This window comes from Plantactinospora alkalitolerans, from assembly GCF_015690345.1.
GTDB lineage: Bacteria > Actinomycetota > Actinomycetes > Mycobacteriales > Micromonosporaceae > Plantactinospora > Plantactinospora alkalitolerans.
Genome location: NZ_JADPUN010000136.1, coordinates 1 through 21517, shown reverse-complemented (window position 1 = coordinate 21517; position 21517 = coordinate 1). Strand labels below are relative to the sequence as shown.

At 69.6% G+C, this 21517-nt stretch carries 26 protein-coding genes and 1 pseudogene; 20 read left to right on the top strand and 7 right to left on the bottom strand.

Annotated features, from left to right (window positions below; all coding sequences use genetic code 11):
• The first annotated feature begins 9 nt into the window (after window positions 1–9).
• The 6 genes from I0C86_RS12815 (at window position 10) to I0C86_RS12790 (ending at window position 6145) form a co-directional block, all read left to right on the top strand.
• Window positions 10–942 (top strand): F0F1 ATP synthase subunit gamma, encoded by a 933-nt coding sequence (locus tag I0C86_RS12815; RefSeq protein WP_196201458.1) that lies wholly within the window; start codon window positions 10–12, stop codon window positions 940–942.
• Window positions 942–2378, top strand: a complete 1437-nt coding sequence (gene atpD, locus I0C86_RS12810; protein ID WP_196201457.1) for a F0F1 ATP synthase subunit beta — start codon at window positions 942–944, stop codon at window positions 2376–2378. The genes I0C86_RS12815 and atpD overlap by 1 nt, the downstream gene beginning before the upstream one ends.
• A gap of 352 nt (window positions 2379–2730) precedes the next feature.
• Complete coding sequence (locus tag I0C86_RS12805; RefSeq protein ID WP_196201456.1) at window positions 2731–3864, top strand: LCP family protein; 1134 nt, start codon at window positions 2731–2733, stop codon at window positions 3862–3864.
• A gap of 311 nt (window positions 3865–4175) precedes the next feature.
• Window positions 4176–5321 carry an LCP family protein gene (locus tag I0C86_RS12800; protein ID WP_196201465.1) on the top strand — a complete coding sequence of 382 codons (1146 nt, stop codon included), beginning with the start codon at window positions 4176–4178 and terminating at the stop codon, window positions 5319–5321.
• A 90-nt stretch (window positions 5322–5411) separates the two neighbouring features.
• Complete coding sequence (locus tag I0C86_RS12795) at window positions 5412–5693, top strand: F0F1 ATP synthase subunit epsilon (RefSeq protein WP_192765091.1); 282 nt, start codon at window positions 5412–5414, stop codon at window positions 5691–5693.
• Between the two features lie 11 nt (window positions 5694–5704).
• The gene (locus I0C86_RS12790) at window positions 5705–6145 is read left to right on the top strand and encodes a DUF2550 domain-containing protein (RefSeq protein WP_196201455.1); all 441 of its coding nucleotides are present in this window, start codon (window positions 5705–5707) and stop codon (window positions 6143–6145) included.
• 105 nt (window positions 6146–6250) lie between these two features.
• Here I0C86_RS12790 and I0C86_RS12785 read toward each other — a convergent pair whose 3' ends face one another.
• Window positions 6251–6931: a class I SAM-dependent methyltransferase gene (locus I0C86_RS12785; RefSeq protein WP_196201454.1), complete on the bottom strand. Its 681-nt coding sequence runs from the start codon at window positions 6929–6931 to the stop codon at window positions 6251–6253.
• A 132-nt stretch (window positions 6932–7063) separates the two neighbouring features.
• Between I0C86_RS12785 and I0C86_RS12780 the strand changes: the two genes are divergently transcribed.
• The 3 genes from I0C86_RS12780 (at window position 7064) to I0C86_RS12770 (ending at window position 9529) form a co-directional block, all read left to right on the top strand.
• Window positions 7064–8353 (top strand): sensor histidine kinase, encoded by a 1290-nt coding sequence (locus I0C86_RS12780; protein WP_196201453.1) that lies wholly within the window; start codon window positions 7064–7066, stop codon window positions 8351–8353.
• Window positions 8350–9060 (top strand): response regulator, encoded by a 711-nt coding sequence (locus I0C86_RS12775; RefSeq protein ID WP_196201452.1) that lies wholly within the window; start codon window positions 8350–8352, stop codon window positions 9058–9060. Before I0C86_RS12780 ends, I0C86_RS12775 begins: the two co-directional genes overlap by 4 nt.
• A 103-nt stretch (window positions 9061–9163) precedes the next feature.
• The gene (locus tag I0C86_RS12770) at window positions 9164–9529 is read left to right on the top strand and encodes a hypothetical protein (RefSeq protein ID WP_196201451.1); all 366 of its coding nucleotides are present in this window, start codon (window positions 9164–9166) and stop codon (window positions 9527–9529) included.
• On the opposite strand, the gene I0C86_RS12765 is transcribed toward I0C86_RS12770, so the two are convergent.
• Together I0C86_RS12765 and I0C86_RS12760 are read right to left on the bottom strand one after the other, a co-directional pair.
• Window positions 9506–9910, bottom strand: a complete 405-nt coding sequence (locus I0C86_RS12765) for a VOC family protein (RefSeq protein ID WP_196201450.1) — start codon at window positions 9908–9910, stop codon at window positions 9506–9508. The two genes, I0C86_RS12770 and I0C86_RS12765, sit on opposite strands and share 24 nt — an antisense overlap.
• A gap of 6 nt (window positions 9911–9916) precedes the next feature.
• Window positions 9917–10489: a cob(I)yrinic acid a,c-diamide adenosyltransferase gene (locus tag I0C86_RS12760; protein ID WP_196201449.1), complete on the bottom strand. Its 573-nt coding sequence runs from the start codon at window positions 10487–10489 to the stop codon at window positions 9917–9919.
• Here I0C86_RS12760 and murA point away from each other — a divergent pair.
• Entirely contained in the window at window positions 10488–12026 is a 1539-nt protein-coding gene (murA, locus tag I0C86_RS12755; protein ID WP_407676304.1) for a UDP-N-acetylglucosamine 1-carboxyvinyltransferase, read from the top strand. The two genes, I0C86_RS12760 and murA, sit on opposite strands and share 2 nt — an antisense overlap.
• A gap of 20 nt (window positions 12027–12046) precedes the next feature.
• Here murA and I0C86_RS12750 read toward each other — a convergent pair whose 3' ends face one another.
• A complete protein-coding gene (locus I0C86_RS12750; RefSeq protein ID WP_196201447.1) occupies window positions 12047–12532 on the bottom strand; it encodes a MarR family winged helix-turn-helix transcriptional regulator in 486 nt (161 codons plus the stop codon).
• Window positions 12533–12638: 106 nt separating this feature from the next.
• Between I0C86_RS12750 and I0C86_RS12745 the strand changes: the two genes are divergently transcribed.
• From I0C86_RS12745 to I0C86_RS12725, 5 genes are all read left to right on the top strand, one after another.
• Window positions 12639–13202, top strand: coding sequence for an NADPH-dependent FMN reductase (locus I0C86_RS12745; protein WP_196201446.1), 564 nt, complete (start codon window positions 12639–12641; stop codon window positions 13200–13202).
• 137 nt (window positions 13203–13339) lie between these two features.
• The gene (locus I0C86_RS12740; RefSeq protein ID WP_196201445.1) at window positions 13340–14188 is read left to right on the top strand and encodes a 3-hydroxyacyl-CoA dehydrogenase family protein; all 849 of its coding nucleotides are present in this window, start codon (window positions 13340–13342) and stop codon (window positions 14186–14188) included.
• Window positions 14189–14306: 118 nt separating this feature from the next.
• Window positions 14307–15044: an SRPBCC family protein gene (locus I0C86_RS12735; RefSeq protein ID WP_196201444.1), complete on the top strand. Its 738-nt coding sequence runs from the start codon at window positions 14307–14309 to the stop codon at window positions 15042–15044.
• A complete protein-coding gene (locus tag I0C86_RS12730) occupies window positions 15044–15394 on the top strand; it encodes a YciI family protein (protein WP_196201443.1) in 351 nt (116 codons plus the stop codon). The genes I0C86_RS12735 and I0C86_RS12730 overlap by 1 nt, the downstream gene beginning before the upstream one ends.
• A gap of 122 nt (window positions 15395–15516) precedes the next feature.
• Window positions 15517–16701, top strand: a complete 1185-nt coding sequence (locus I0C86_RS12725; protein ID WP_196201442.1) for an RNA polymerase sigma factor — start codon at window positions 15517–15519, stop codon at window positions 16699–16701.
• Between the two features lie 3 nt (window positions 16702–16704).
• On the opposite strand, the gene I0C86_RS12720 is transcribed toward I0C86_RS12725, so the two are convergent.
• Both I0C86_RS12720 and I0C86_RS12715 read right to left on the bottom strand, forming a co-directional pair.
• Window positions 16705–16896 carry a DUF397 domain-containing protein gene (locus tag I0C86_RS12720; protein ID WP_196201441.1) on the bottom strand — a complete coding sequence of 64 codons (192 nt, stop codon included), beginning with the start codon at window positions 16894–16896 and terminating at the stop codon, window positions 16705–16707.
• A complete protein-coding gene (locus I0C86_RS12715; protein WP_196201440.1) occupies window positions 16896–17678 on the bottom strand; it encodes a helix-turn-helix domain-containing protein in 783 nt (260 codons plus the stop codon). Before I0C86_RS12715 ends, I0C86_RS12720 begins: the two co-directional genes overlap by 1 nt.
• Window positions 17679–17887: 209 nt before the next feature.
• On the opposite strand from I0C86_RS12715, the gene I0C86_RS12710 reads away from it, so the two are divergent.
• From I0C86_RS12710 to I0C86_RS12700, 3 genes are read left to right on the top strand one after another with little or no spacing between them, the layout of a single operon-like run.
• The gene (locus I0C86_RS12710; RefSeq protein ID WP_196201439.1) at window positions 17888–18220 is read left to right on the top strand and encodes a hypothetical protein; all 333 of its coding nucleotides are present in this window, start codon (window positions 17888–17890) and stop codon (window positions 18218–18220) included.
• A 37-nt stretch (window positions 18221–18257) separates the two neighbouring features.
• Window positions 18258–18935: a helix-turn-helix domain-containing protein gene (locus I0C86_RS12705; protein ID WP_196201438.1), complete on the top strand. Its 678-nt coding sequence runs from the start codon at window positions 18258–18260 to the stop codon at window positions 18933–18935.
• Window positions 18932–19612, top strand: coding sequence for an SRPBCC family protein (locus I0C86_RS12700; RefSeq protein WP_196201437.1), 681 nt, complete (start codon window positions 18932–18934; stop codon window positions 19610–19612). Before I0C86_RS12705 ends, I0C86_RS12700 begins: the two co-directional genes overlap by 4 nt.
• 381 nt (window positions 19613–19993) lie before the next feature.
• Here I0C86_RS12700 and I0C86_RS45720 read toward each other — a convergent pair.
• Window positions 19994–20136 (bottom strand): annotated as a pseudogene (locus tag I0C86_RS45720) (transposase); the annotation flags it as partial.
• Window positions 20137–20303: 167 nt separating this feature from the next.
• Here I0C86_RS45720 and I0C86_RS12695 point away from each other — a divergent pair.
• Window positions 20304–20570, top strand: a complete 267-nt coding sequence (locus I0C86_RS12695) for a hypothetical protein (RefSeq protein ID WP_196201436.1) — start codon at window positions 20304–20306, stop codon at window positions 20568–20570.
• A 467-nt stretch (window positions 20571–21037) separates the two neighbouring features.
• On the top strand, window positions 21038–21517 hold a 480-nt coding region (locus tag I0C86_RS43310; RefSeq protein ID WP_230394068.1), incomplete at its 3' end, for a hypothetical protein.

Below are 21517 nucleotides of genomic sequence, written 5' to 3'. Positions count from 1 at the left end.
GGCCGACCGGTGGCTGCCCAGGTACGCGTTCTTCGTCAACGGATCCGCTCGGCGAAGTCGATGAAGAAGATCACCAAGGCGATGGAGCTCGTCGCGACGAGCCGACTCGCCAAGGCCCAGTCCCGGGTCGCGGCGTCACAGCCGTACGCCCAGGCCATCACCGGCGTGCTCACGGCGTTGGCGTCCAACGCGGCCATCGACCACCCGCTGCTCACCGCGCGGCCGAAGGTCCGCCGGGCCGGCGTGGTCGTGGTCACCAGTGACCGCGGCCTGGCCGGCGGTTACAGCTCCAACGCGATCAAGGCCGCGGAGTCGCTGATCGCGCGGCTCAAGGCCGACGGCAAGGAGCCGGTGCTGTACGTCATCGGCCGCAAGGGCGTGACGTTCTACCGGTTCCGCCAGCGGAAGATCGAGGCGAGCTGGACCGGTTTCTCGGAGCAGCCGTCGTTCGCCGACGCCAAGCAGGTGGGTGAGACGCTGATCAAGGCGTTCGTCTCCGGCGCGGACGACGTCGACGGCGGCGACCCGGGGATCGACGGCGTGCTCGGCGTCGACGAACTGCACATCGTCTTCACGCAGTTCAAGTCGCTGATGGCGCAGACCCCGGTGGCCCGGATCATCGGCCCGATGGAGGTCGAGGACCGGCCGCGCTCCGAGGGGCTGCTGCCGTCGTACGAGTTCGAACCGGAGGCGGACGCGCTGCTCGACGCGCTGCTGCCGAAGTACATCAACACGCGGATCTACGCGGCGTTGATCGAGTCGGCGGCCAGCGAGTCGGCGTCCCGCCGTCGGGCGATGAAGAGCGCGACGGACAACGCCGAAGAGATGATCGAGACGTACACGCGCGAGATGAACTCGGCCCGTCAGGCCGGGATCACCCAGGAGATCAGTGAGATCGTCGGCGGCGCGAACGCGCTGGCCGCGTCGGGAAGTGAAGTGTGATGACTGCTCCAGTAGAGACCAAGACCGCGACGGGCCGCGTGGTCCGGGTCATCGGCCCGGTCGTCGACGCCGAGTTTCCGCGCGACGCCATGCCGGAGATCTTCAACGCCCTCAAGGTGGACGTGAACCTCTCCGGTGGCCAGAAGACCCTGACCCTGGAGGTCGCCCAGCACCTGGGCGACAACATGGTCCGGACGATCTCGATGCAGCCGACCGATGGCCTGGTCCGCGGCACCGAGGTACGGGACACCGGCTCGCCGATCATGGTGCCGGTCGGTGACGCCACCAAGGGTCACGTCTTCAACGCCATCGGCGAGGTGCTCAACCTCAAGGAGGGCGAGAAGCTCGAGTTCTCCGACCACTGGGGGATCCACCGCAAGGCGCCCGCCTTCGCGGACCTGGAGCCGAAGACCGAGATGCTGGAAACCGGCATCAAGGTGCTCGACCTGCTCGCCCCGTACGTCAAGGGCGGCAAGATCGGCCTCTTCGGCGGTGCCGGTGTGGGCAAGACGGTGCTGATCCAGGAGATGATCACCCGGGTCGCGAACAACTTCGGTGGCACCTCGGTGTTCGCCGGTGTGGGGGAGCGGACCCGTGAGGGCAACGACCTGATCCACGAGATGACCGAGTCCGGCGTCATCGACAAGACGGCGCTGGTCTACGGCCAGATGGACGAGCCGCCGGGTACCCGGCTGCGGGTCGCGCTGTCGGCGCTGACGATGGCGGAGTACTTCCGGGACGTGAACAAGCAGGAGGTGCTGCTGTTCATCGACAACATCTTCCGGTTCACCCAGGCCGGTTCGGAGGTCTCCACCCTGCTCGGCCGGATGCCGAGCGCGGTGGGTTACCAGCCGACCCTGGCCGACGAGATGGGCGAGTTGCAGGAGCGGATCACCTCGGTCAAGGGCCAGGCGATCACCTCCATGCAGGCGATCTACGTGCCGGCGGACGACTACACCGACCCGGCGCCGGCCACCACGTTCGCCCACCTCGACGCGACCACCAACCTGGAGCGGTCGATCTCCGACAAGGGCATCTACCCGGCGGTGGACCCGCTGGCGTCCTCGTCCCGGATCCTCGCCCCGGAGTACGTCGGCGCCGAGCACTTCGCGGTCGCCTCCGAGGTGAAGCGGATTCTGCAGCGCTACAAGGACCTGCAGGACATCATCGCCATCCTCGGTATCGAGGAGCTCTCGGAAGAGGACAAGCTCACCGTCGGCCGGGCCCGCCGGATCGAGCGGTTCCTGTCGCAGAACACGTACGCGGCCGAGGTCTTCACCGGGATCAAGGGCTCGTACGTGCCGGTGAAGGACACGGTCGAGGCGTTCAAGAAGATCGCCGAGGGTGAGTACGATCACTTCCCCGAGCAGGCGTTCTTCATGTGCGGTGGCCTGGACGACCTGGAGCGCAACGCCCGCGAGCTGATGAAGGACTAGTTCGCCCGGCACGCAACGGCACAGAACCGCACCGGCATCGGCCGGTGCGGTTCTGTCGTTTTCGCTCGGGCGTCCCGGGCACGCAATGGTCGAGGCGATTTCACCGATTTTTAACGGGTTCCGGTGCTTTGGTAACCCGGGGTGGCCAGGTACCGTCGTTGGCGGTCCGCAAATCCAGCGTTGATTTCTGCAACGTCTGTGCCTCGCGGGCCCGTCCTTCGTCACAGGACGCTACGAACGGAGATGTCTGGTGGGTGAAGGCGGCAAGGGCGCTGGTCGGTCGAGGAGGGCGGGCCGGAGGCACGCGGCCCCGAGTCGTCCGGACGGCGAACTGCCGGGCTCGGACCGCTCGGTGGCGGACCAGACCGGTCCCGGCCGGAGGAAGCGACGCAGGTCACGGGTGCCGCGCTGGGCCCGGATCTGCACGGTGCTCGGCGCGCTGCTGGTCTTCGTCAGCGGAACCGCGCTGGTCGGGTTCGAGGCGGTTCTCGCCCGTTACTCCGGTGCGGTGCAGGAGGGCGATCTCTTCGGCGACGAGGCCGCCGGGGCGCTGCCGGAGAAGAAGTCGGACATCAAGGGCCCGCTGAACATCCTGCTGGTCGGGATCGACCCGCGTACGCCGGCGTGGTCGCCACTCGCCGACTCGATCATGGTGCTGCACGTGAACGAGACGCTCGACTCGGCGTACCTCTTCTCGCTGCCCCGGGACCTCCTGGTGCAGATCCCGGCCTTCCCCAAGGCCAACTACTCGGGCGGGACCGAGAAGCTGAACGCCGCCATGTCGCACGGCAGCAAGGTGCCGGGGGCCAAGCTTCCGGACGCCAACCGCGGGTTCGAACTGCTCTCGCTCACCGTCAGCAAGGTGACCGGGATCAAGCGGTTCGACGCCGGGGCGATCATCAACTTCAGCGGTTTCCAGAAGATCGTCGACGCGATGGGTGGCGTCGACATGTACATCGACCAGAACGTGAAGTCGGAGCACAAGCAGCCGAACGGCAACGCCCGGACGCTCAAGCCGGGCGGCGGCGGCTACCTCGGCCCGCAGGCGCAGTACAAGAAGGGCAACGCCCACCTGAAGGGCTGGCAGGCGCTGGACTACGTCCGGCAGCGGTACGGCCTGCCCAACAGCGACTACGACCGGCAGCGGCACCAGCAGCAGTTCGTCCGGGCAATGGCCGACCAGGCGTTGAGCAAGGACGTGGTGACCAACCCGATCAAGCTCGACGCCGTCCTGCGGGCGGCCGGTAAGGCGCTGATCTTCAACGGGCGCGGGCACGACCTCATCGACTTCGGCTTCGCGATGCGGGGGCTCCGGTCGGACTCCATCCAGATGATCAAGCTGCCGGGAGGCGGCGTGGTCGAGGGCGGAGACTACAAGGGGGAGAAGTTCAAGCCGGTCGCGGCGGACTTCTTCGACGCGTTGCAGGGCGGCACCATCGACACCTTCGTGATCTCCCATCCGGAGTTGCTGAACAAGGTCAAGTGAGTCGACCGCGGGCCCGCCCGGCGCCGGGCGGGCCTGACCTGGCATCCTGGCGGGCCTGACCTGGCATCCTGGCGCAACCCCGACGTCCGCCGTCGGCGGCCCACCGAATCCGTTGCTGGTCTCTGCAACGTTCCGCCCCCGCGCATCCGTCCTTATTCACGGACGCGACGCTCGGATGGGCGCTACGGATGGAGATACTGGTGATCGAGGACGGCGAGGGTTCTGGCCGGTCCAGCAAGCGTGCGGCCGGGGCGAGGAAGGGCCGGTCCGGTGGTGCCGGCACGATCGGCGGCGACGACGAGATCGGTTACCTGGGCACCGGGCGCCCGGTCAAGGAGGGCCGCCGCCGGAAGTCCAACGTGCCGACCTGGGCCCGGCTCTGCACCATCTTCGGCGCCGTACTGGTGGTCCTCAGCGGGGCGCTGCTGGTCGGCTACGAGGCGATGCTCGCCCGCTACGAGGGCGCGGTGGCCGAGGAGGACCTCTTCGGCGACGAGGCCGCCGGGGCGGCGGCACCGGAGAAGAAGTCCGACATCAAGGGACCGTTGAACATCCTGCTGGTCGGCATCGACCCACGGCAGCCGGAGACGCCGCCACTGGCTGACTCGATCATGGTGCTGCACGTGAACGAGACGCTCGACTCGGCGTACCTCTTCTCGCTGCCCCGGGACCTGCTGGTCGACATCCCCCGCTTTCCCAAGGCCGAGTACGGGGGCGAGAGGACCAAGCTGAACGCCGCGATGTCGCGGGGCAGCCGGGTGCCGGGCAAGAAGTTGCCGGACGCGGCGCAGGGCTTCGAACTGCTCTCCCTGACGGTTTCCAAGGTGACCGGGATCAAGCGGTTCGACGCCGGCGGCATCATCAACTTCGGCGGCTTCCTGAAGATCGTCGACGCCATGGGCGGCGTCACGATGTACATCGACCAGAACGTGAAGTCGGAGCACCGCCGGCCGGACGGTACGCACCGGACGCTCAAGTCGGGTGGTGGCGGCTATCTCGGGCCGCAGGCCCAGTACAAGAAGGGCACCCGGCACCTGAAGGGCTGGCAGGCGCTGGACTACGTTCGGCAGCGCTACCCGAGCAACGGGGTTCTCGACGGCGACTACGGCCGCCAGCGGCACCAGCAGCAGTTCGTCCGGGCAATGGCCGACCAGGCGTTGAGCAAGGACGTGGTGACCAACCCGATCAAGATGGACTCGGTGCTGCGGGCGGCGGGCAAGTCGCTGATCTTCAGCGGTCGGGGGCACAAGTTGATCGACTTCGGCTTCGCACTGCGCAACCTGCGGTCGGACTCGATCCAGATGATCAAGTTGCCGGGCGGTGGCGTCGGTACCGGCAGCGACTACAAGGGCGAGAGGTTCAAGCCGATCGCCGCCGAGTTCTTCGCGGCGCTGAAGGCCGGAACCGTCGACACCTTCGTGATCTCCAACCCGGAGCTGCTGAACAAGGTCAAGTGACGTGATCGCGATCTGGGCCACCCGGCTGGGTGCGGCGGCGGGAGCCGGATTAGACTTTCCCCAATCCCGCCGCCGCAGCAAGGAGACAGCGTGGCACAGCTTCAGGTCGAGCTCGTATCCGTCGAGGAGAAGATCTGGACGGGTGACGCCGAGATGGTCGTCGCGCGGACGACCGAGGGCGAACTCGGGGTGCTGCCGGGACATGCGCCGCTGCTCGGGCAGCTCGCCGAGCCCGGCCAGGTACGCATCAAGTTGGCCGGTGGCGAGCAGCTCACCTACGAGGTGACCGGCGGGTTCCTGTCGGTGACCGGCGACGGCGTCACGGTCCTGGCCGAGAGCGCCAGCCCGGTCACCGAGTCCGCGACGCGCTGACCGAGACGTCGATGCTGGTTCTGCGGTGGATCGGGATCGGCGTACTGGTGTTCCTCGTCGCGGTCGCGGCGCTCTTTCTCCGGCGGGCCCTGGTCGCCCGCTCCGGCGGCATCATCCGGCTCAGCGTGCGGGTCTCGACCATGCTCGACGGCCGGGGCTGGTCGCCGGGCTTCGCGCGGTTCGCCGAGACCGAACTCCGGTGGTACCGGATGTTCAGCCTCTCGTTCGGGCCGAAGCGGGTGCTGACCCGGCGCGGGCTCGCGGTGGAGCGTCGCCGGCTACCCGAGGGTCAGGAACGGCTGATCATGCCGGCCGACTGGGTGATCCTGCGATGTGTCAGCCACCAGGCTCCCGTGGAGATCGCGATGGCGAATTCCACGGTCACCGGCTTCCTCTCCTGGCTTGAATCCGCCCCTCCGGGGGCGGTTTCGCATTTGGTGCTCCGGGACTGAATGCGGCGCCGCGGGGCTGAGCCGACTCCCCGAGCCTGACGACTCCGCGAGCCTGACGGGGAAGGGCCGCCCCCGCCATCCTGACAGCCCCCGCCATCCTGACAGTCAGGACTGGGCGGGCTGGGGCATGCCCAGCGGCCGGACCGGCGACGGGCGCCGAGCGGACCTCGACGTACCGGCCTCCGCGACGAGCGGCTGCCGAACCGGCCGGCGACAGTGGTAGACCACCGCCGGGGGTAGGTTCGCCCACACGGTTCCGCCGACGACGACCTCTTCGAACAGCTCACGCAGGGTCCGGTGCAGCCGTCGTGCCGGCGGTGCCCACCGGGCGTGCTGGTACGCGAAGGTGGTGAACGCGCCGTCGTCGGCGAGGGCCGCGACGACGGCGCTGAGGATCTCCCGCTGCCGCTGCGCGGTGAACACCGCCCAGGGCAGACCGCTGACGATCGCCTCGGCGCGGGGCAGGTTCCGTTCGGTGAGCAGATCCGCCAGGTTCCCCGCGTCGGCCTGGAGCACGTCGACCCCGGGATGTTCCCGGGCCAGACGGTCGGCGAAGGTCGCGTTGATCTCCAGGGCGAGGTGCCTGCCCTGCCCCGCCAGGCGGCGCTGGATCACCCGGGTGAAGGCTCCGGTGCCGGGACCGAGTTCGACCACCAGCGGACCGCCGGTACGGGGAATCGTCGCGGTGATCCGTTCGGCCAGTGGGACACCGCTGGGCGCGATCGCGCCGACCGCCCGTGGGCTGCGGGCCAACTGGGCCAGAAACGAGATCATTTCGGTGGGCACGGACCGAAGCTAGGCGAGACGATCTTCTTTCGATGTCGTCCGGCCGGTCGGTGTATCGGCCAGTTGGAGGAGGCGGAGCGCGGCCGGTGGCAGGAGTCGCCGCGCGCGGTTCCGCTCCGTATCGTTGCGAGCGTGCGGGATCAGCGAAGGTGGTGGCCGGACGTGCTGCTCGGGCTGGTCGGCGGTGGCTTGGGACTGATCAAGCTCGGCTGGCCGGTGGTACAGGCCCGTCCGCTCGGGCTGGCGGTCGCGGTGACAGCCGGGCTGATCCTGGTCGGCGCCCGCCGCTGGCCCTGGCCGGTACTGGCGGTCGAGTGCCTGCTGCTGGCACTCGCCAACTGGGCCGCGCCCTGGGCCGGGGACGTCGCCCAGTTCGGAGCGCTGGTCGCGGTGGGCCTGGTCGCCTTCACCGCCAGGTGGCCGTCGATCGGCGCGGCGCTCGGGCTGGCGTACGCCGCCTCACTGGTCCACCTGGTCGGTCCGGGCAGCGACGGGCTGCTGCCCGGACAGCAGGGGTTCATCCAACTCGCCGGGTTCGCCGGGTTCGTCATCGCGCCGGTCGCCCTGGCCCGCTACCTGAGCGGGGTGCGCCGGGTGGCCCGGTTGGCCGAGGAGCGGGCCCGCGACGTGGAGGCGCAGCAGGAGGTCCAGACCCGGGCCGCGCGGCTGGCCGAACGCGCCGCCATCGCCCGGGACCTGCACGACATCGTCGCGCACCACGTGGGGGCGATCGCGCTACAGGCGGGCGCGGCCCAGTACGCCGCCCGCCGTACCGGACGGGTGGACGACGCCGTGCACGCCCTCGGCGACCTGCGGGTCACCGCCGGCCAGGTGCTGGACGAGCTGCGGGCGCTGCTGGAGGTGCTGCGTGACCCCGACGCGGTGACGGCGGGCGGACCACCGATCGAGCCGGAGCAGTTGATCACGGACGCGGAGCAGCGGGTCCGATCGGCCGGGGTGGCGGTCCAGATGAGCCTGGCTCCCGATGTCGGCGACGCCCCGCTGGTGGTGCGGACCACCGCCGCCCGGGTGATCCAGGAGGGACTGACCAACACCCTCAAGCACGCGGGACCCGGCGCGACCGCGTCGGTGGACATCCGGCCCGACAACACGGGGCTGCTGGTCGAGGTGCTGGACACCGGGCCGGAACATCCCCGGCCGTCGCTGCTGCCGCCGTCCGGGCACGGGCTGGCGGGAATGCGGGAACGGGTCCGGCTGCTCGGCGGGACACTGCTCGCCGGCCCCACCAGCAGCGGCGGCTGGCGCCTGGCCGCGTACCTGCCGATCAGGGAGAAGGGCACCACGGGCCCGATCCGGGACAAGGGTGCCGGTCCGACCTGTGCGAAGGGTGCCGGTCCGAGCTGTGAGAAGGTCGTCGCCCGGCCAGCGGAGGCGGAACGTGCCGGGCGGTCCGGGCGGTGATCCGGGTACTCGTGGTGGACGACCAGGCCCTGGTCCGGGCCGGCGTGACGCTGCTGCTGCGCACCGCGGGCGGATTCGACATCGTCGGCGAGGCGGGCGACGGCCGCGAGGCGGTCCGGCTGGCCGAACGGCTGCGCCCGGACGTCGTACTGATGGATCTGCGGATGCCCCGGATGGACGGCATCGAGGCGACCCGGCAGATCCTCGACCGGCACCCGGCGACCCGGGTGCTGGTGCTCACCACCTTCGCCGACGACGCCAACATCTACGGGGCGCTCGGTGCCGGTGCGATCGGCTACCTGGTCAAGGACGGCGCCCCGGAGGACCTGGTGGAGGCCGTGGGTCGGGCGGCCCGGGGCGAACCGCTGCTGGCGCCGCCCGTACTGGCCCGGATCGTCAACCGCGCGTTGCTGGCGCACACCCGGGACGCCGAGCGGGAGGTCGACAGCCTGCGACCCTCGGGGCGGCGGCTGCTCAGCGGCCGGGAGCGTGAGGTGCTGGCCCTGGTCGGTGCCGGGCTCTCCAACGCCGAGATCGCCGCGCGGATGCATCTGGGAGTCACCACGGTCAAGACCCACGTCTCGGCCGCGATGGACAAGCTCGGGCTCCGCAACCGGGTCCAGGCCGCGGTGGTCGCGCACCGCCTCGGTCTGGTCGACGACGACTTCCAGCCGATCGATCCCCGCGTCGTCGAGGGGCAACCCTGAAGCCGGTCCGCCCGGCCCCTAGGGTGCCGACCGGCCAGTTGGCGGAGCCGGGGTGACCGTCGGTACGAGGTCGGGTGCCCACCGCGCCAGGCACGGTTGACGGGTGGACCTCGCCGGCACGCTCGTCGACCGCCTCACCGGGCTGCCGCCCGGGTGGTGGTACCTGGCTGCCGCCGGCGCGCTGGTGGTCGCAGCGGTGGTGCCGGCAGCGGTGGTGGCCGGACTGTGGCTGCGGCGCTGGCTGCTCTCCCAGTCCGCTGCCCCGGGGCGCGGCGGCAGCGGCCCGCCGGCCAGCGCGCCGGTGCCGCCATCCGTGCCCGTGCCCGCGTCCGTGCCCCAGCGGCGGTCCCGGCGGCGGGGCGGTTCACCAATGGGACAACCGCGCCGTCCGGCCGGTCCGAGGGCCCGGCGGCCCTTTCCGGTCGGCCGGGGAACTTCCGGGCGGTCAGTCCCGGGCGGCGAGGACTGAGGCACAGAGTTCCACCTCGAACCCGGACTCGTCGGTCAGGTAACCGGCGTAGTTGCCGGGCCCGCCGGCGTACGGGTGGCGGTCGGCGAAGAGCAGCGACCAGCCGTACGTCGGCGCCTCGGCGACCAGCCGGTCCACCACGGGGGGCGGGCCGGCGTGGAAGGCCAGGTGATTGAGGCCCGGGGCGAGCCGGTCGTGCCGCCGGGACGACAGCGCGGGGGACTCCTCCAGAACCAGGTACGTCGCGCCGAGTCGCCAGGAGCGTCCGGCCGCCCAGCTCTGCTCCGGCGTCCAGCCCAGCTCGCCGAGCAGCCAGCCCCAGCTACGTTCGGCGGGGCCGAGGCGGGGTACCCAGACCTCGACATGGTGCAACCCGCCCATCGGGGACTACCGGTTGCCGCCGGGGACCCATAGCACGTCACCGTCCGGATTCGCCGTTCTTCCGAGGATGAACAGCAGATCCGAGAGGCGGTTGAGATACTTTGCCGGAAGAGTACTGGTTCGATCGGGTTCGGCGGTGAGCAGTGCCCACGCCGAGCGCTCTGCGCGCCGGGCGACCGTGCGTGCCACGTGCAGCAGCGCCGCTCCGGGGGTACCGCCCGGAAGAACGAAGGAGTCGAGTTTGGCCAGCTCCGCGTTGTACTCGTCGCACCAGCCCTCCAGGCGGAGCACGTACTCCTCGGTGACCCGCAACGGCGGGTACGCCGGCTCCGGCTCGATCGGGTTGGACAGATCGGCGCCGACGTCGAACAGGTCGTTCTGGATCGTGCCCAGCACCGAGCGGAGGCCCTCGTCGAGTTGGCCGAGCGCCAGCGCCACTCCGATGGCTGCGTTGCACTCGTCGACGTCGGCGTACGCGGCGATCCGCGGATCCGTTTTGGCGACCTGCTCGTTGTTGCCGAGTCTGGTCGTGCCGGCGTCGCCGGCCCTGGTGTAGATGCGGGTGAGGTGGACGGCCATGACGTACAGCGTACGGATGTCGACGCAGATCGCGCCCGCGCGGCCGGGGACGCTGGCCGGACCGGACCCGGGCTCGGACCCGGGATCGGCGGCGGGGACGGATACGGATACGGATACGGATACGGTCGGAGGGTGGGTCAGCGGCTCCGGGCCGGGCGGAGCCGACGACTCTACGATGTGCGACGTGGATGTGATCAGGGTGCCCGGCGGTGCCCGGCTGGCCGGTCGGGTGCACGTCGTGGGTGCCAAGAACTCCGCGCTGAAGCTGATGGCCGCCGCCCTGCTCGCGCCCGGCCGAAGCGTGATCACCAACGTTCCCCGGATCACCGATATCGCGATCATGGCAGAGGTGCTGCGCAGACTCGGCTGCCAGGTCTCGTTCGCCGATGACGAGCCGGTGCCGTTCGTCGACCACGGCACGGGTACGACGGCGGACGTCCTCGAAGGTGCGCCCCGGTCCTGTTCGGTGACGGTCGAGGTGCCGGAGGCGCCCGGTACGGAGGCGGACTACGACCTGGTACGCCGGCTACGGGCATCGATCTGCGTGCTGGGACCGCTGCTGGCCCGGCGCGGGTACGTCCGGGTCGCCCATCCCGGCGGGGACGCCATCGGCTCCCGGGGGTTGGACATGCACGTGGCCGGGCTGGCCCGGATGGGTGCGGAGATCTCTGGCGAGCACGGCTTCGTCATCGCCTCCGCACCGAACGGCCTGCGCGGCGCGGCGATCTGGCTCGACTTCCCGAGCGTCGGTGCCACCGAGAATCTGGTGATGGCGGCGGTGCTGGCCAGGGGGGTTACCGAGATCGACAACGCCGCCCGGGAACCGGAGATCGTCGACATCTGCGCGATGCTCTCCTCGATGGGGGCCAGGATCGAGGGCGCCGGCACCTCCACCCTGCGGATCGAGGGCGTCGCCGAGCTGCACCCCGTACGCCATGCCACGGTGGGGGACCGGATCGTTGCCGGCACCTGGGCGTTCGGGGCGGCGATGACCCAGGGCGACGTGACGGTGACCGGCGCGAGCCCGGCCTTCCTGGAGATCGCGCTCGACAAGTTGGTCTCCGCCGGCTGCCTGGTGGAGACCCGGACCGACGCGTTCCGGGTGCAGCTCGACCGGCGGCCGTCGGCGGTCGACGTGGTGACGCTGCCGTTTCCCGGGTTCGCCACCGACCTGTTGCCGATGGCGATCGCGTTGGCCTCGGTGAGCGAGGGTCCCTCGCTGGTCACCGAGAACATCTTCGACGGCCGGTTCATGTTCGTGAACGAGATGGCCCGGCTGGGTGCGGACATCAAGACGGACGGGCACCACGCGGTGGTCCGGGGCCGGGAGCGGCTGTCGAGTGCACCGGTCCGGGCCACCGACATCCGGGCCGGTGCCGGCCTGGTGATCGCCGGTCTCTGCGCCGACGGGGTCACCGAGGTCTCGCACGTGCACCACGTCGATCGCGGCTATCCGGACTTCATCGCCGACCTGCGGACCCTGGGGGTCGAGGTGGAGCGGGCGACCGCGCCGGAAGAGCCGGCTTTCACGCTATGACCGGCGGGCGGCTGACCGGGTCAGGCGGTGGGCTCCTCGGTCGTCTGCTCCGCGCACGTTCCGGTGGTGGCGAAGCGTTGCAGGGCCTCGGTGACCCGGGGGAGATCCAGGCCGGCGACGTGATCGACGATGTGCCGGCGCACGCTGGCGAGATTCGCCGGGTACGCCTGCTCCAGCCGGGCCAGTCCGGCGTCGGTGAGGACCGCGTTCCAGCCGCGGGCGTCCTCGGGGCATCGGACCCGCTCGACGAAGCTCTGCTGCTCCAGGCGGGTGACTATCCGGGTCATCCCGCTCAGCGACAGGTCACAGACGTTCGCGAGTTCGCTCATCCGCATCCGCCGGTCGGGTGCTTCCGAGAGGTTCATCAGGGCCGCGTACTCGTTCATCGAGAGGCGCTGTTCGCGCATCAGGTCGGCATCCAGCGCCCGGGGGACGACGATGATCACCCGAGCCAGGGCCCGTACGAACGCCTCCTCGTCGTTGCTCAACGGCGACGGGGCTGTCATGGAGAACACACTAACACGGCAGTTGCTTGACAAAGCAACAACCCGAATATTTGCTTGACCGAGCAAGCACGTGAGTGCTGCGAACTTTAGAGGGGAAATTACAGAAATGACCAGAATTGGCATCATCCTTGGCAGCACCCGTCCAGGCCGCAACGGCGAGCAGGTGGCCCGCTGGGTGCAGGAGGTCGCCGCGCAGCGCACCGACGCGGACTTCGAGCTGGTCGACCTCCTTGACTACAAACTCCCGCACCTCGACGAGCCCGTGCCGCCGTCGATGGGGCAGTACTCGCAGCCGCACACCCTGGAGTGGGCCGCCAAGATCGCCTCGTTCGACGGGTTCGTCATCGTGACCCCGGAGTACAACCACTCCACCTCCGGTGCGCTGAAGAACGCGATCGACTTCCTCTTCGCCGAGTGGAACAACAAGGCCGTCGGCTTCGTCAGCTACGGCTCCGTCGGTGGTACCCGCGCGGTGGAGCACCTGCGCCTGATCGCCGGCGAGCTGATGATGGCCGACGTACGGTCCCAGGTGGCGCTGTCGCTCTTCAGCGACTTCGAGAACTTCAGCGTCTTCAAGCCCAACGACTTCCACCTCGCGGCTCTCACCACCACGCTCGACCAGACGGTGGCCTGGAGCAAGGCGCTCGCTCCGCTGCGTGCCGCGAGCTGATCCTGCCTGGTACGCCCGGCAAAACCTCGGACACCGACGCCGGCTGCGAACATGCCCTCGCAGCCGGCGTCGGTCGGTCCGCAGGACGCCCGTTATCGTGCTCGGGACGGACACAATCCAGCCGAGGGAGTGAGCACATGGCGGGTCGACTCGCGGTAGTCGGGGCCGGTCTGATGGGTTCGGGCATTGCCCAGGTCGCCGCACTGGCGGGTTGGGAGGTGACGCTCCGCGACATCGACGACGCCGCGACCCGGCGTGGCCTGTCCGGCATCCGTACGTCCCTGGAGAGGTTCGCGGCCAAGGGCACCATCGAGGCCGGGGACGTCGAGGCGACGCTCACCCGGATCACCCCGACCACCGAACTGGAGGCGGCCGGGGACGCCGACATCGTGGTCGAGGCGGTCTTCGAGAAGCTGGAACTCAAGCACGAGGTGTTCCGGGCGCTGGACAAGATCTGCGCCCCCGGTGCCGTGCTGGCCACCAACACCTCGGCGATCCCGATCACCCAGATCGCGGCGGTGACCGACCGGCCGGAGTCGGTCGTGGGTACGCACTTCTTCTCGCCGGTACCGATGATGAAGCTCTGTGAACTGGTACGCGGCTACAAGACCAGCGACGAGACGCTGGCGACCGCGCGCGCCTTCGCCGAGGAGATCGGCAAGACCTGCGTGGTGGTCAACCGCGACATCGCCGGCTTCGTCACCACCCGGCTGATCACCGCACTGGTGATGGAGGCCATCAAGCTCGTCGAGTCCGGGGTGATCTCGCCGGAGGATCTGGACACCGCCTGCAAGCTGGGCTTCGGACACGCGATGGGTCCGCTGGCCACCACCGACCTGACCGGCGTCGACGTGCTGCTGAACGCCACGAAGAACATCTACGCCGACACCGCAGACGAGAAGTTCTTCCCACCGGAGCTGCTGCAACGGATGGCCGCCGCCGGTGACCTGGGCCGGAAGACCGGCAAGGGCTTCTACTCATACTGATTCGCCACTCGCCCGGAAGAAATTCCGGGCCGATGTCGATTCCGTCGGACGTCGCTTGTCGGTGAGGTAGAGGGAGCCGCGAGGCTCGGCTACGGCGACAGCGATGGAGGCGGTCGACATGGGCAGGCAGTTCGAGGTGCGCTGGGAGGGCGAGTTGTCCGCGAGCCCGTCGGAGGTGTGGGCGGGGTTCACCGCGCACACCGCCGGCTGGCTGTGGAAAATCGACTACGAGCCACGGGTCGGCGGGGCCGAGCGGGGGCTGAGCGGCTCCGGCGGCACGGTGACGGTCTGGGATCCGCCGAACCGGTTCGTGACCCGGGCGGTGGACGGCGACGGCGCCAACGAACTCGACTACCGGGTGGAGCCGCGCGGCACGGGGTCCTACCTGCGCTACGTACACCGTGGGGTGATCGCCGGGGACTACGAGCGTGAGCTGGACGCCTGCCGGCAGCACACGGCCTTCTACCAGCACACGTTCGGGGAGTACCTGCGGCACTTCGTGGGCCGCGACGCCGCCTACGTCTCGGCGGCCGGTCCGGAGACCTCCGCGCGGGGCGGTTTCGCCGCGCTGCGCCGGGCCCTCGGCGTCGGCCCGGACGTCGCCGTCGGCGACCGGATCCGGCTGACACCGGCCGGCCTGACCCCGATCGAGGGCACGGTCGACTACGCCACGCCCGCCTTTCTCGGGGTACGCGCTGCCGAAGCGCTCCACCGGTTCTACGGCCGGGACGCGTGGGGGTGGCCCGTCGGAGTGGCACACCATTACTTCGCCGAGGGTGTGGACGAGGCGGCGGAGGCGTCCCGCTGGCAGACCTGGCTGACCGCCGCACTGGCGGCGACCGGGGCGGTGGCCTGATGCCCCAGTACGCGGTGCTGATCTTCGAGCGGGAGACCCCCGGTGGCGTGGCCGACATCCCGCCGGAGGTCATGCGGGCCCACGAGGAGTTGCCGGCGCGGATCGCCGAACTGGGCGGCCGGATCGTCGCCGGGTTGGCGCTGGAGCAGTCGACGACGGCGACGGCGATCCGGGACGACCTGTTGACCGACGGCCCGTTCATCGAGACCAAGGAGGCGCTGGCCGGGATCTTCGTGATCGAGGCGCGGGATCTCGACCACGCGCTGGCGCTGGCCCGGCTGACCCCGATCGTCAGCGGTGGCGTGGAGGTCCGGCCGCTGATCGGCTTCGAGATCCTGGAGCCGAGCTGAGCCCGGTCGGAGGCACGGTCGGAGAGTCGGTCGGAGAGCCGGTCGGAGGCCCGGTCGGAGGCACCGGCGGGCGCACGGTCGCCCAGATCGTTGCCGACGCGCACCGTCGCGAGTGGGCCTGGGTGCTCGCCGCGACGGTGCGGGTGACCCGCGATCTCGACGCCGCCGAGGAGGCAGTACAGGAGGCGTACGTCCAGGCGTTGCGGACCTGGCCGCGCGATGGCGTACCCGATCGGCCCGGCGCCTGGCTGACCACGGCGGCCCGGCGTACCGCGCTGAACGCGATGCGCCGACGCCGGACGCTCGACGCCAAACTGCCGCTGCTGCTCGGGCCGGATGAGGGGGAGGGCGAGATGGTCGAGCCGGACACGATTCCCGACGACCGACTCCGGCTGGTCTTCACCTGCTGCCATCCGGCACTGGCTCTGGAGGCAAGGGTGGCGCTGACCCTGCGGCTGGTGTGCGGGCTGGCCACGCCGGACATCGCGCACGCGTTCCTGGTCTCCGAGCCGACCATGGCGGCCCGGCTGACCCGGGCCAAGAAGAAGATCACTGCGGCCAGGATCTCGTACCGGGTGCCGCCGGCAGCGGAACTGCCCGGTCGGGTCGGCGCGGCGCTCACCGTGGTCCACCTGCTCTACGCCGCCGGGCACACCGCCCGGTCCGGCGAGAACCTGGTACGCGACGAACTCACCGACCGGGCTCTCGACCTGGCCCGGATGCTCCGGCTGCTGCTGCCGGCCGACCGCGAGGTCGCCGGGCTGCTGGCCCTGCTGCTGGTGCACCAGGCGCGCCGGGCCAGCCGGACCGATGCCGACGGTCGGCTGCTGCGGATCGAGGAGCAGGACCGGTCGGCGTGGGACCGTGAACTGATCGCCGAGGCGGATCGGCTGGTGGTGGGCGCGCTCCGGGCCGGCCCACCCGGTCGGTTCACCGTGCAGGCGGCGATCGCCGCCCTGCACGCGCAGGCGCCGAGCTATCCGGAGACCGACTGGCCGCAGATCCGTACCCTCTACGACGAGCTGCTGCGGATCTGGCCGTCGCCGGTGGTCGCGCTGAACCGGGCGGTGGCGGTGTCCATGGTGGACGGACCGGCGGCGGCACTGGCCGAGGTGGAGGCGATCGAACGCGACGGCCGGCTGGCCGGTTACCACTACCTGCCGGCGACCAGGGCGGATCTGCTACGCCGGCTGGGCCGGCACGAGGAGGCCGCCGAGGCGTACCGGACAGCGCTGGCGCTCAGCGACAACGCCGCCGAGCAGGAGTTCCTGACCGACCGGCTACGGGAGACGGGTCCGCTCGCCTGACCGCTACGGCCGTACCCGGGACACCTCGGTGACGAACGTACGCCAGGCCACCGGTCCGAACGTCAGCACCGGTCCCGGCCGGTCCTTCGAGTCCCGGACCAGTACGCGGTCAGCGAGGTTGTCCGCCACCTCGACACAGTTGCCGCCGGTGTCGGTGGAGCGGGAGGAGGTCCGCCAGGTGGGGCCAGTGGTCATCAGGTCACCTTCAGCGCTTTGAGTAGTTCGAGCGTGGCGCTCTCCGAGAGGCTTTCTCCCAGCAGGCTATCCCACTTGCGGCGTAGGTAGCGGATGAGTTTGGGGTCGTCGACCACCTGTCCATTCGCGACGTTCTCCAGGTAGGCGACCCGGTCGTCGTCGGGCAGGTCGGCCAGGATGAAGCCGCCGCCGAGCCCGACGTGCGCGCCGACATTGGCCGGCAGCGCGTACAGGTGGACGTGTGGCAGCGCGGCCAGCTCGATCAGATGTCCGAGTTGCGCGTCGAGCACGGCGGGACCGCCGACCGGGCGACGGAGCGCGAACTCGTCGATGATGGCCAGGAACTCCGGCGGGTTCTCCTTGGAGAGCAGATCCTGTCGTTCGAGTCGTGCGCTCAGCAGTTCCGCCACGTCGTCGGGGCCGTGCAGTCCGCCGGCCGAGAGCACCGCTCGGGCGTACTCCTCGGTTTGTAGCAGTCCCGGGATCACCGTCGGCTCGAAGGCGCACAGGCGGGTGGCTTCGGCCTCGTAGCCGCGCCAGGGGGCGAACCAGACCGGGGTGCGTTGCTCGTCGGCGATGCGCAGCAGTTGGGCGAGCAGGCCACCGGTTTGCAGCGCCTCGTCCGCGGCGACGGCAAACTCGGTGGTGGGGCGGCGTCGGCCGGTCTCGATCCCGGCGATGGTCGACGCGCTCCACCGGATCATCGTGGCCAGTTGTTCCTGCGAGACCCCGGCTCCGGCGCGGGCTGCCTTCAGGGCGCGGATCCATACATCGAGGTTCATTTCACGTACTCCAACGGTAAGCGAGTGTGTGGTCACTCTTGGTATCGGCAATACATCTACCACTGCGGTTGTGGGCCGTCCAGGGTGGACGGCAGGGCGGTTCCGCTCCGTGACACCCGACTCCGGGGCGGAACCTGCGTGGTAACCCGGCCGGCGGTCGTCGGCAAGCGCCCGCCGGCCGGGATCTCTCCGACATCGAGGAGGTCGTGGTGGCCGATGGCGCATTACCCGAGTCCGCCGAACCGCTGACGCCGCAGGACTGGCGCCGGCTTCGCAACATCCTGTCGGTGCTGCCGCCCGGCGTACCCCGGGGTGTGCTGCCTCGGGTCGTCAAGCTGCGGCGCGGCGACTACCTGCCGCCCGGCGGCGATGTGGTGGTCACGGTCGAGGAACTGCACCACGGTACGGAGAGCGGCCTCGACTGGCTGGGGGCGACCGTCGAGCAGGACGGCCGGGAGGCGGGGCTGCTCATCCGGGTCGAGGTGATCCGTCGGATGGTCGAGTTGGCCGTGCGGCCCCGACGCCAGGGCGGCGGTGTGTGATTTGACAAACGTGTTTGTCTAATCGCAGGATGTGTCCGTGACGGCGGGTGTCGATGTGCTTCGGGACGGGGCTCGGCTGAGGGGAGTCCTCACGCCGCTGCGGCAACGGCTGCTCGAAGAACTGCGTGAGCCCGCCTCGGCGGCCGGGCTCGCCGCGCGGATCGGCGAGAGCCGCCAGCGGGTCAACTACCACCTGCGGGAGATGGAGAAGGGCGGCCTCGTCGAGCTGGTCGAACTGCGCCAGCGGCGCGGCCGAACCGAGCGGGTCATGCGGACCGCCGCGCACGCGGTCATCGTCGCGCCGGCCATGGTCGGCGAGTTGGACGTCGCTGATCAGGACCGGTTCGCCGCCGACACCCTGCTGGCGGCCACCGCACGGACCTTCGACGACGTGGCCCGGATGCGTGAGGGTGCCGTTGCGGCAGGCAAGCGGCTGGTCACCTTCACCGTCGAGGCGGAGATCGGCTTCGACCAGCCCGCCGACATCACCCGGTTCGCCGAGCAGCTCGCTACCCGGGTGGCCGAACTGGCGGCCGAGTTCGACTCGCCCACCGCCCAGCGGCGCTACCACCTGCTCGTCGGCGGCCACCCCGTCAGGCCCTCATCGGGCAAGGGAGCAGCCAAGTCAGACGGCCCAGATCAAGTCGACGGCCCAGATCGAGTCGACGAGCCAGACCGAGACGACGGCCCAGATCGAATGGAGCGAACGAGATGAGCGAGCAACCCAAGCCGTACCGGGTTGAGACCACCATCGGCGCTGACCGTGACACGGTGTGGCGGGCGATGACGGATGCCGTACAGATCCGAGAATGGTTCGGCTGGGACCACGGGGACCTCGACGGCGAGATCCAGTACATCTTCGTCGACCATGCGAAGCAGGAGCCGCCCGAGCGGATGCTCTTTGACGACGGCTCGTACCTCGAACTGGTCCCGGACGGCCACCGGACCACGATCCGGGCCGTACTGCCCGGCTCGCTCGACGGAACGGACTGGGACGACGTCTACGACGGGATGGAGGAGGGCTGGCGGTCCTTCTTCGAGCAACTCCGGTTCCTGCTGGAGATCCGCCCGCAGGGCCGCCGTCGCACCATCTACCTCACGGGTACGGCCGCCGCCGCCGAGGTGCTGGCGATCGTGGGGACCGACGGACAGCCCTGGCACACCAGCCGCTACCAGCAGATCACCGTGAATCAGGCCGGTCACCTGTTGGTCGTCGCGGCGCAGGCGCCGTTGACCGGTGACGCCGAGGGCCCGATCTCGCTCACCATCACGACGTACGGCCTGGACGACGCCGCCTTCGCCGCCGTACTGGCGGAATGGACGGCCCATTGGACCGGCGTGCCCGATGCCAAGGTGACCACGAAGGCTGGCGAGTCGACGGTCACCATCTGAGGCGTTAGTAGTGTCTTATTAGGTGGGGACGAGTTGGCGGCAGAGAGGGCAGAACCCAAGCCAGAACGCGAGCGTGTATTGCAGTTCCCGGAGGGCGGCATACAGGCTCAGGTCTGCCCGTTGCCTTTGGTGTGCCAGCCGGAGTTGGGTAAGGAACGGTTGGGCGGCGGTGGTGAGAGTGACATGGCGTTGCCAGCCGAGGCAGGTCAGACAGTCAGTAGTCGCTGGGCTCGTCATGGCCGGGCCATTGCACGAGTAGCCAGCATTCGGGCAGGCCGCCGTCGTCGCCGCACTGGACCCTCCTCGGATGCTTCGGCTCTTTCGCCCCGGCCCGGTCCACATGACCGACTGCTGGCACAGCCTGCGGGCGTTTGCGTTCGGGGCGTGGACGCTGACCGCGATCTGGCAGTTGGTGACCTTGCCGAGTGTGCCGGAATACTGTCAGCCCACAGATGCCGAGGCCTTGCCGTCTTTGGGAACCCGGTGTTGTCCACCACCCACACCCGCAGCGCAACCGGGTCAACCGCGGCCGTCGCCGGCCGCGGCACACGCCACAACGACCTAAAAAGTGCTACTTGCGGCTGGGACACTCTTCCGTTGAGCCGATCGCGGTGCTGCGCGGCTGGATCGCAGCAAATGAGCACTGACAGAGGTCACGCGCGTCACTGAATCGAATCTCGTCGAAGTCAGGGTGAACACCACGACGGGCGAGCTGGTTGTCCGTATGGCGCTCCCGGCGCAGCGCGCGGGCTGCCACGGCGTTGTTGCCTCGCCACACGAGACTGCGATGCTGCGCGCCCGAGGCGGGCCCGAAATGCTGATCGTTACGTTCGGGATCGTGCTGCGTTCAGAGCTGGACCCGAACGTGGCGAGTTCTTGGGATGGGCGGTCGCACGCCGGGTCGAAGTGGGGCCGGGGCTTGCGCAAACTGATTTCGAAAAAAATCCACTTTGTCTGAAATCTACCTAACTAAAGCTGAAACCTCCTTATTGGATGGAACAGCGGGATACGCTGCAAATCGCCGTAAAGTGACCATGTGTCACCGACTAGTAGCTCTGGGTACATCCGGGCGGTTCTCTGGAGGGGTCATGAGCAACAACCGACGGCTGCGGCGAGGGCTGAAGCAAGGCCGCGCCGCATCAGGGCTGAGTTCTGTCCTGCTGGCAGTCGGGATGACGGGTGGGCCCGTAGCCGCAGCGCAACCAGTTGAAGCGAAATCGTCTGCCCAGGGCGTGTACATCGGTACACCCGGTCCGCTGGGCCAATACGGCGGGTGGCCGTTGTCCTGGTCGACTGTCCGCGAAGACGGCGGCGGACCTGACGATTCGGGGGACGACTACCCAGGAAGGACACCGGACCACGGCCCGCAGGGCTGGCAGGGCCCGTGGGATGGGCACGACGAGGGCGGGCCGCCGAAGTACCCGCATGGCGTCCAGGGCCCTCAAGGTGCCCACGGAGTTCAGGGTGCTCAAGGTTTCCAAGGTGCTAAGGGCGCTGTGGGCGGCGAGGGCGTTCAAGGCGCTCAGGGTGCCGAGGGTGCGGTGGGTGCTCAGGGGTTCCAGGGTGCTCAGGGCGCCGTGGGCTCTGAAGGCGTTCAGGGCGTTCAGGGCGTTCAGGGTGTCCAGGGTGCGGTGGGTGCTCAGGGTGCCCAGGGGTTCCAGGGCGCTGTGGGTTCTGAGGGCGCTCAAGGTGCCGAGGGCGCGGTGGGTGCTCAAGGTGCCCAGGGGTTCCAGGGCGCTGTGGGTTCTGAGGGCGCTCAAGGTGCTCAGGGCGACGTGGGTGTTCAGGGTGTTCAGGGTGTTCAAGGTGCTCAGGGCGACGTGGGTGTTCAGGGTGTTCAAGGTGCTCAGGGCGGCGAGGGCGTTCAAGGCGCTCAAGGTGCCGAGGGTGCGGTGGGTGCTCAAG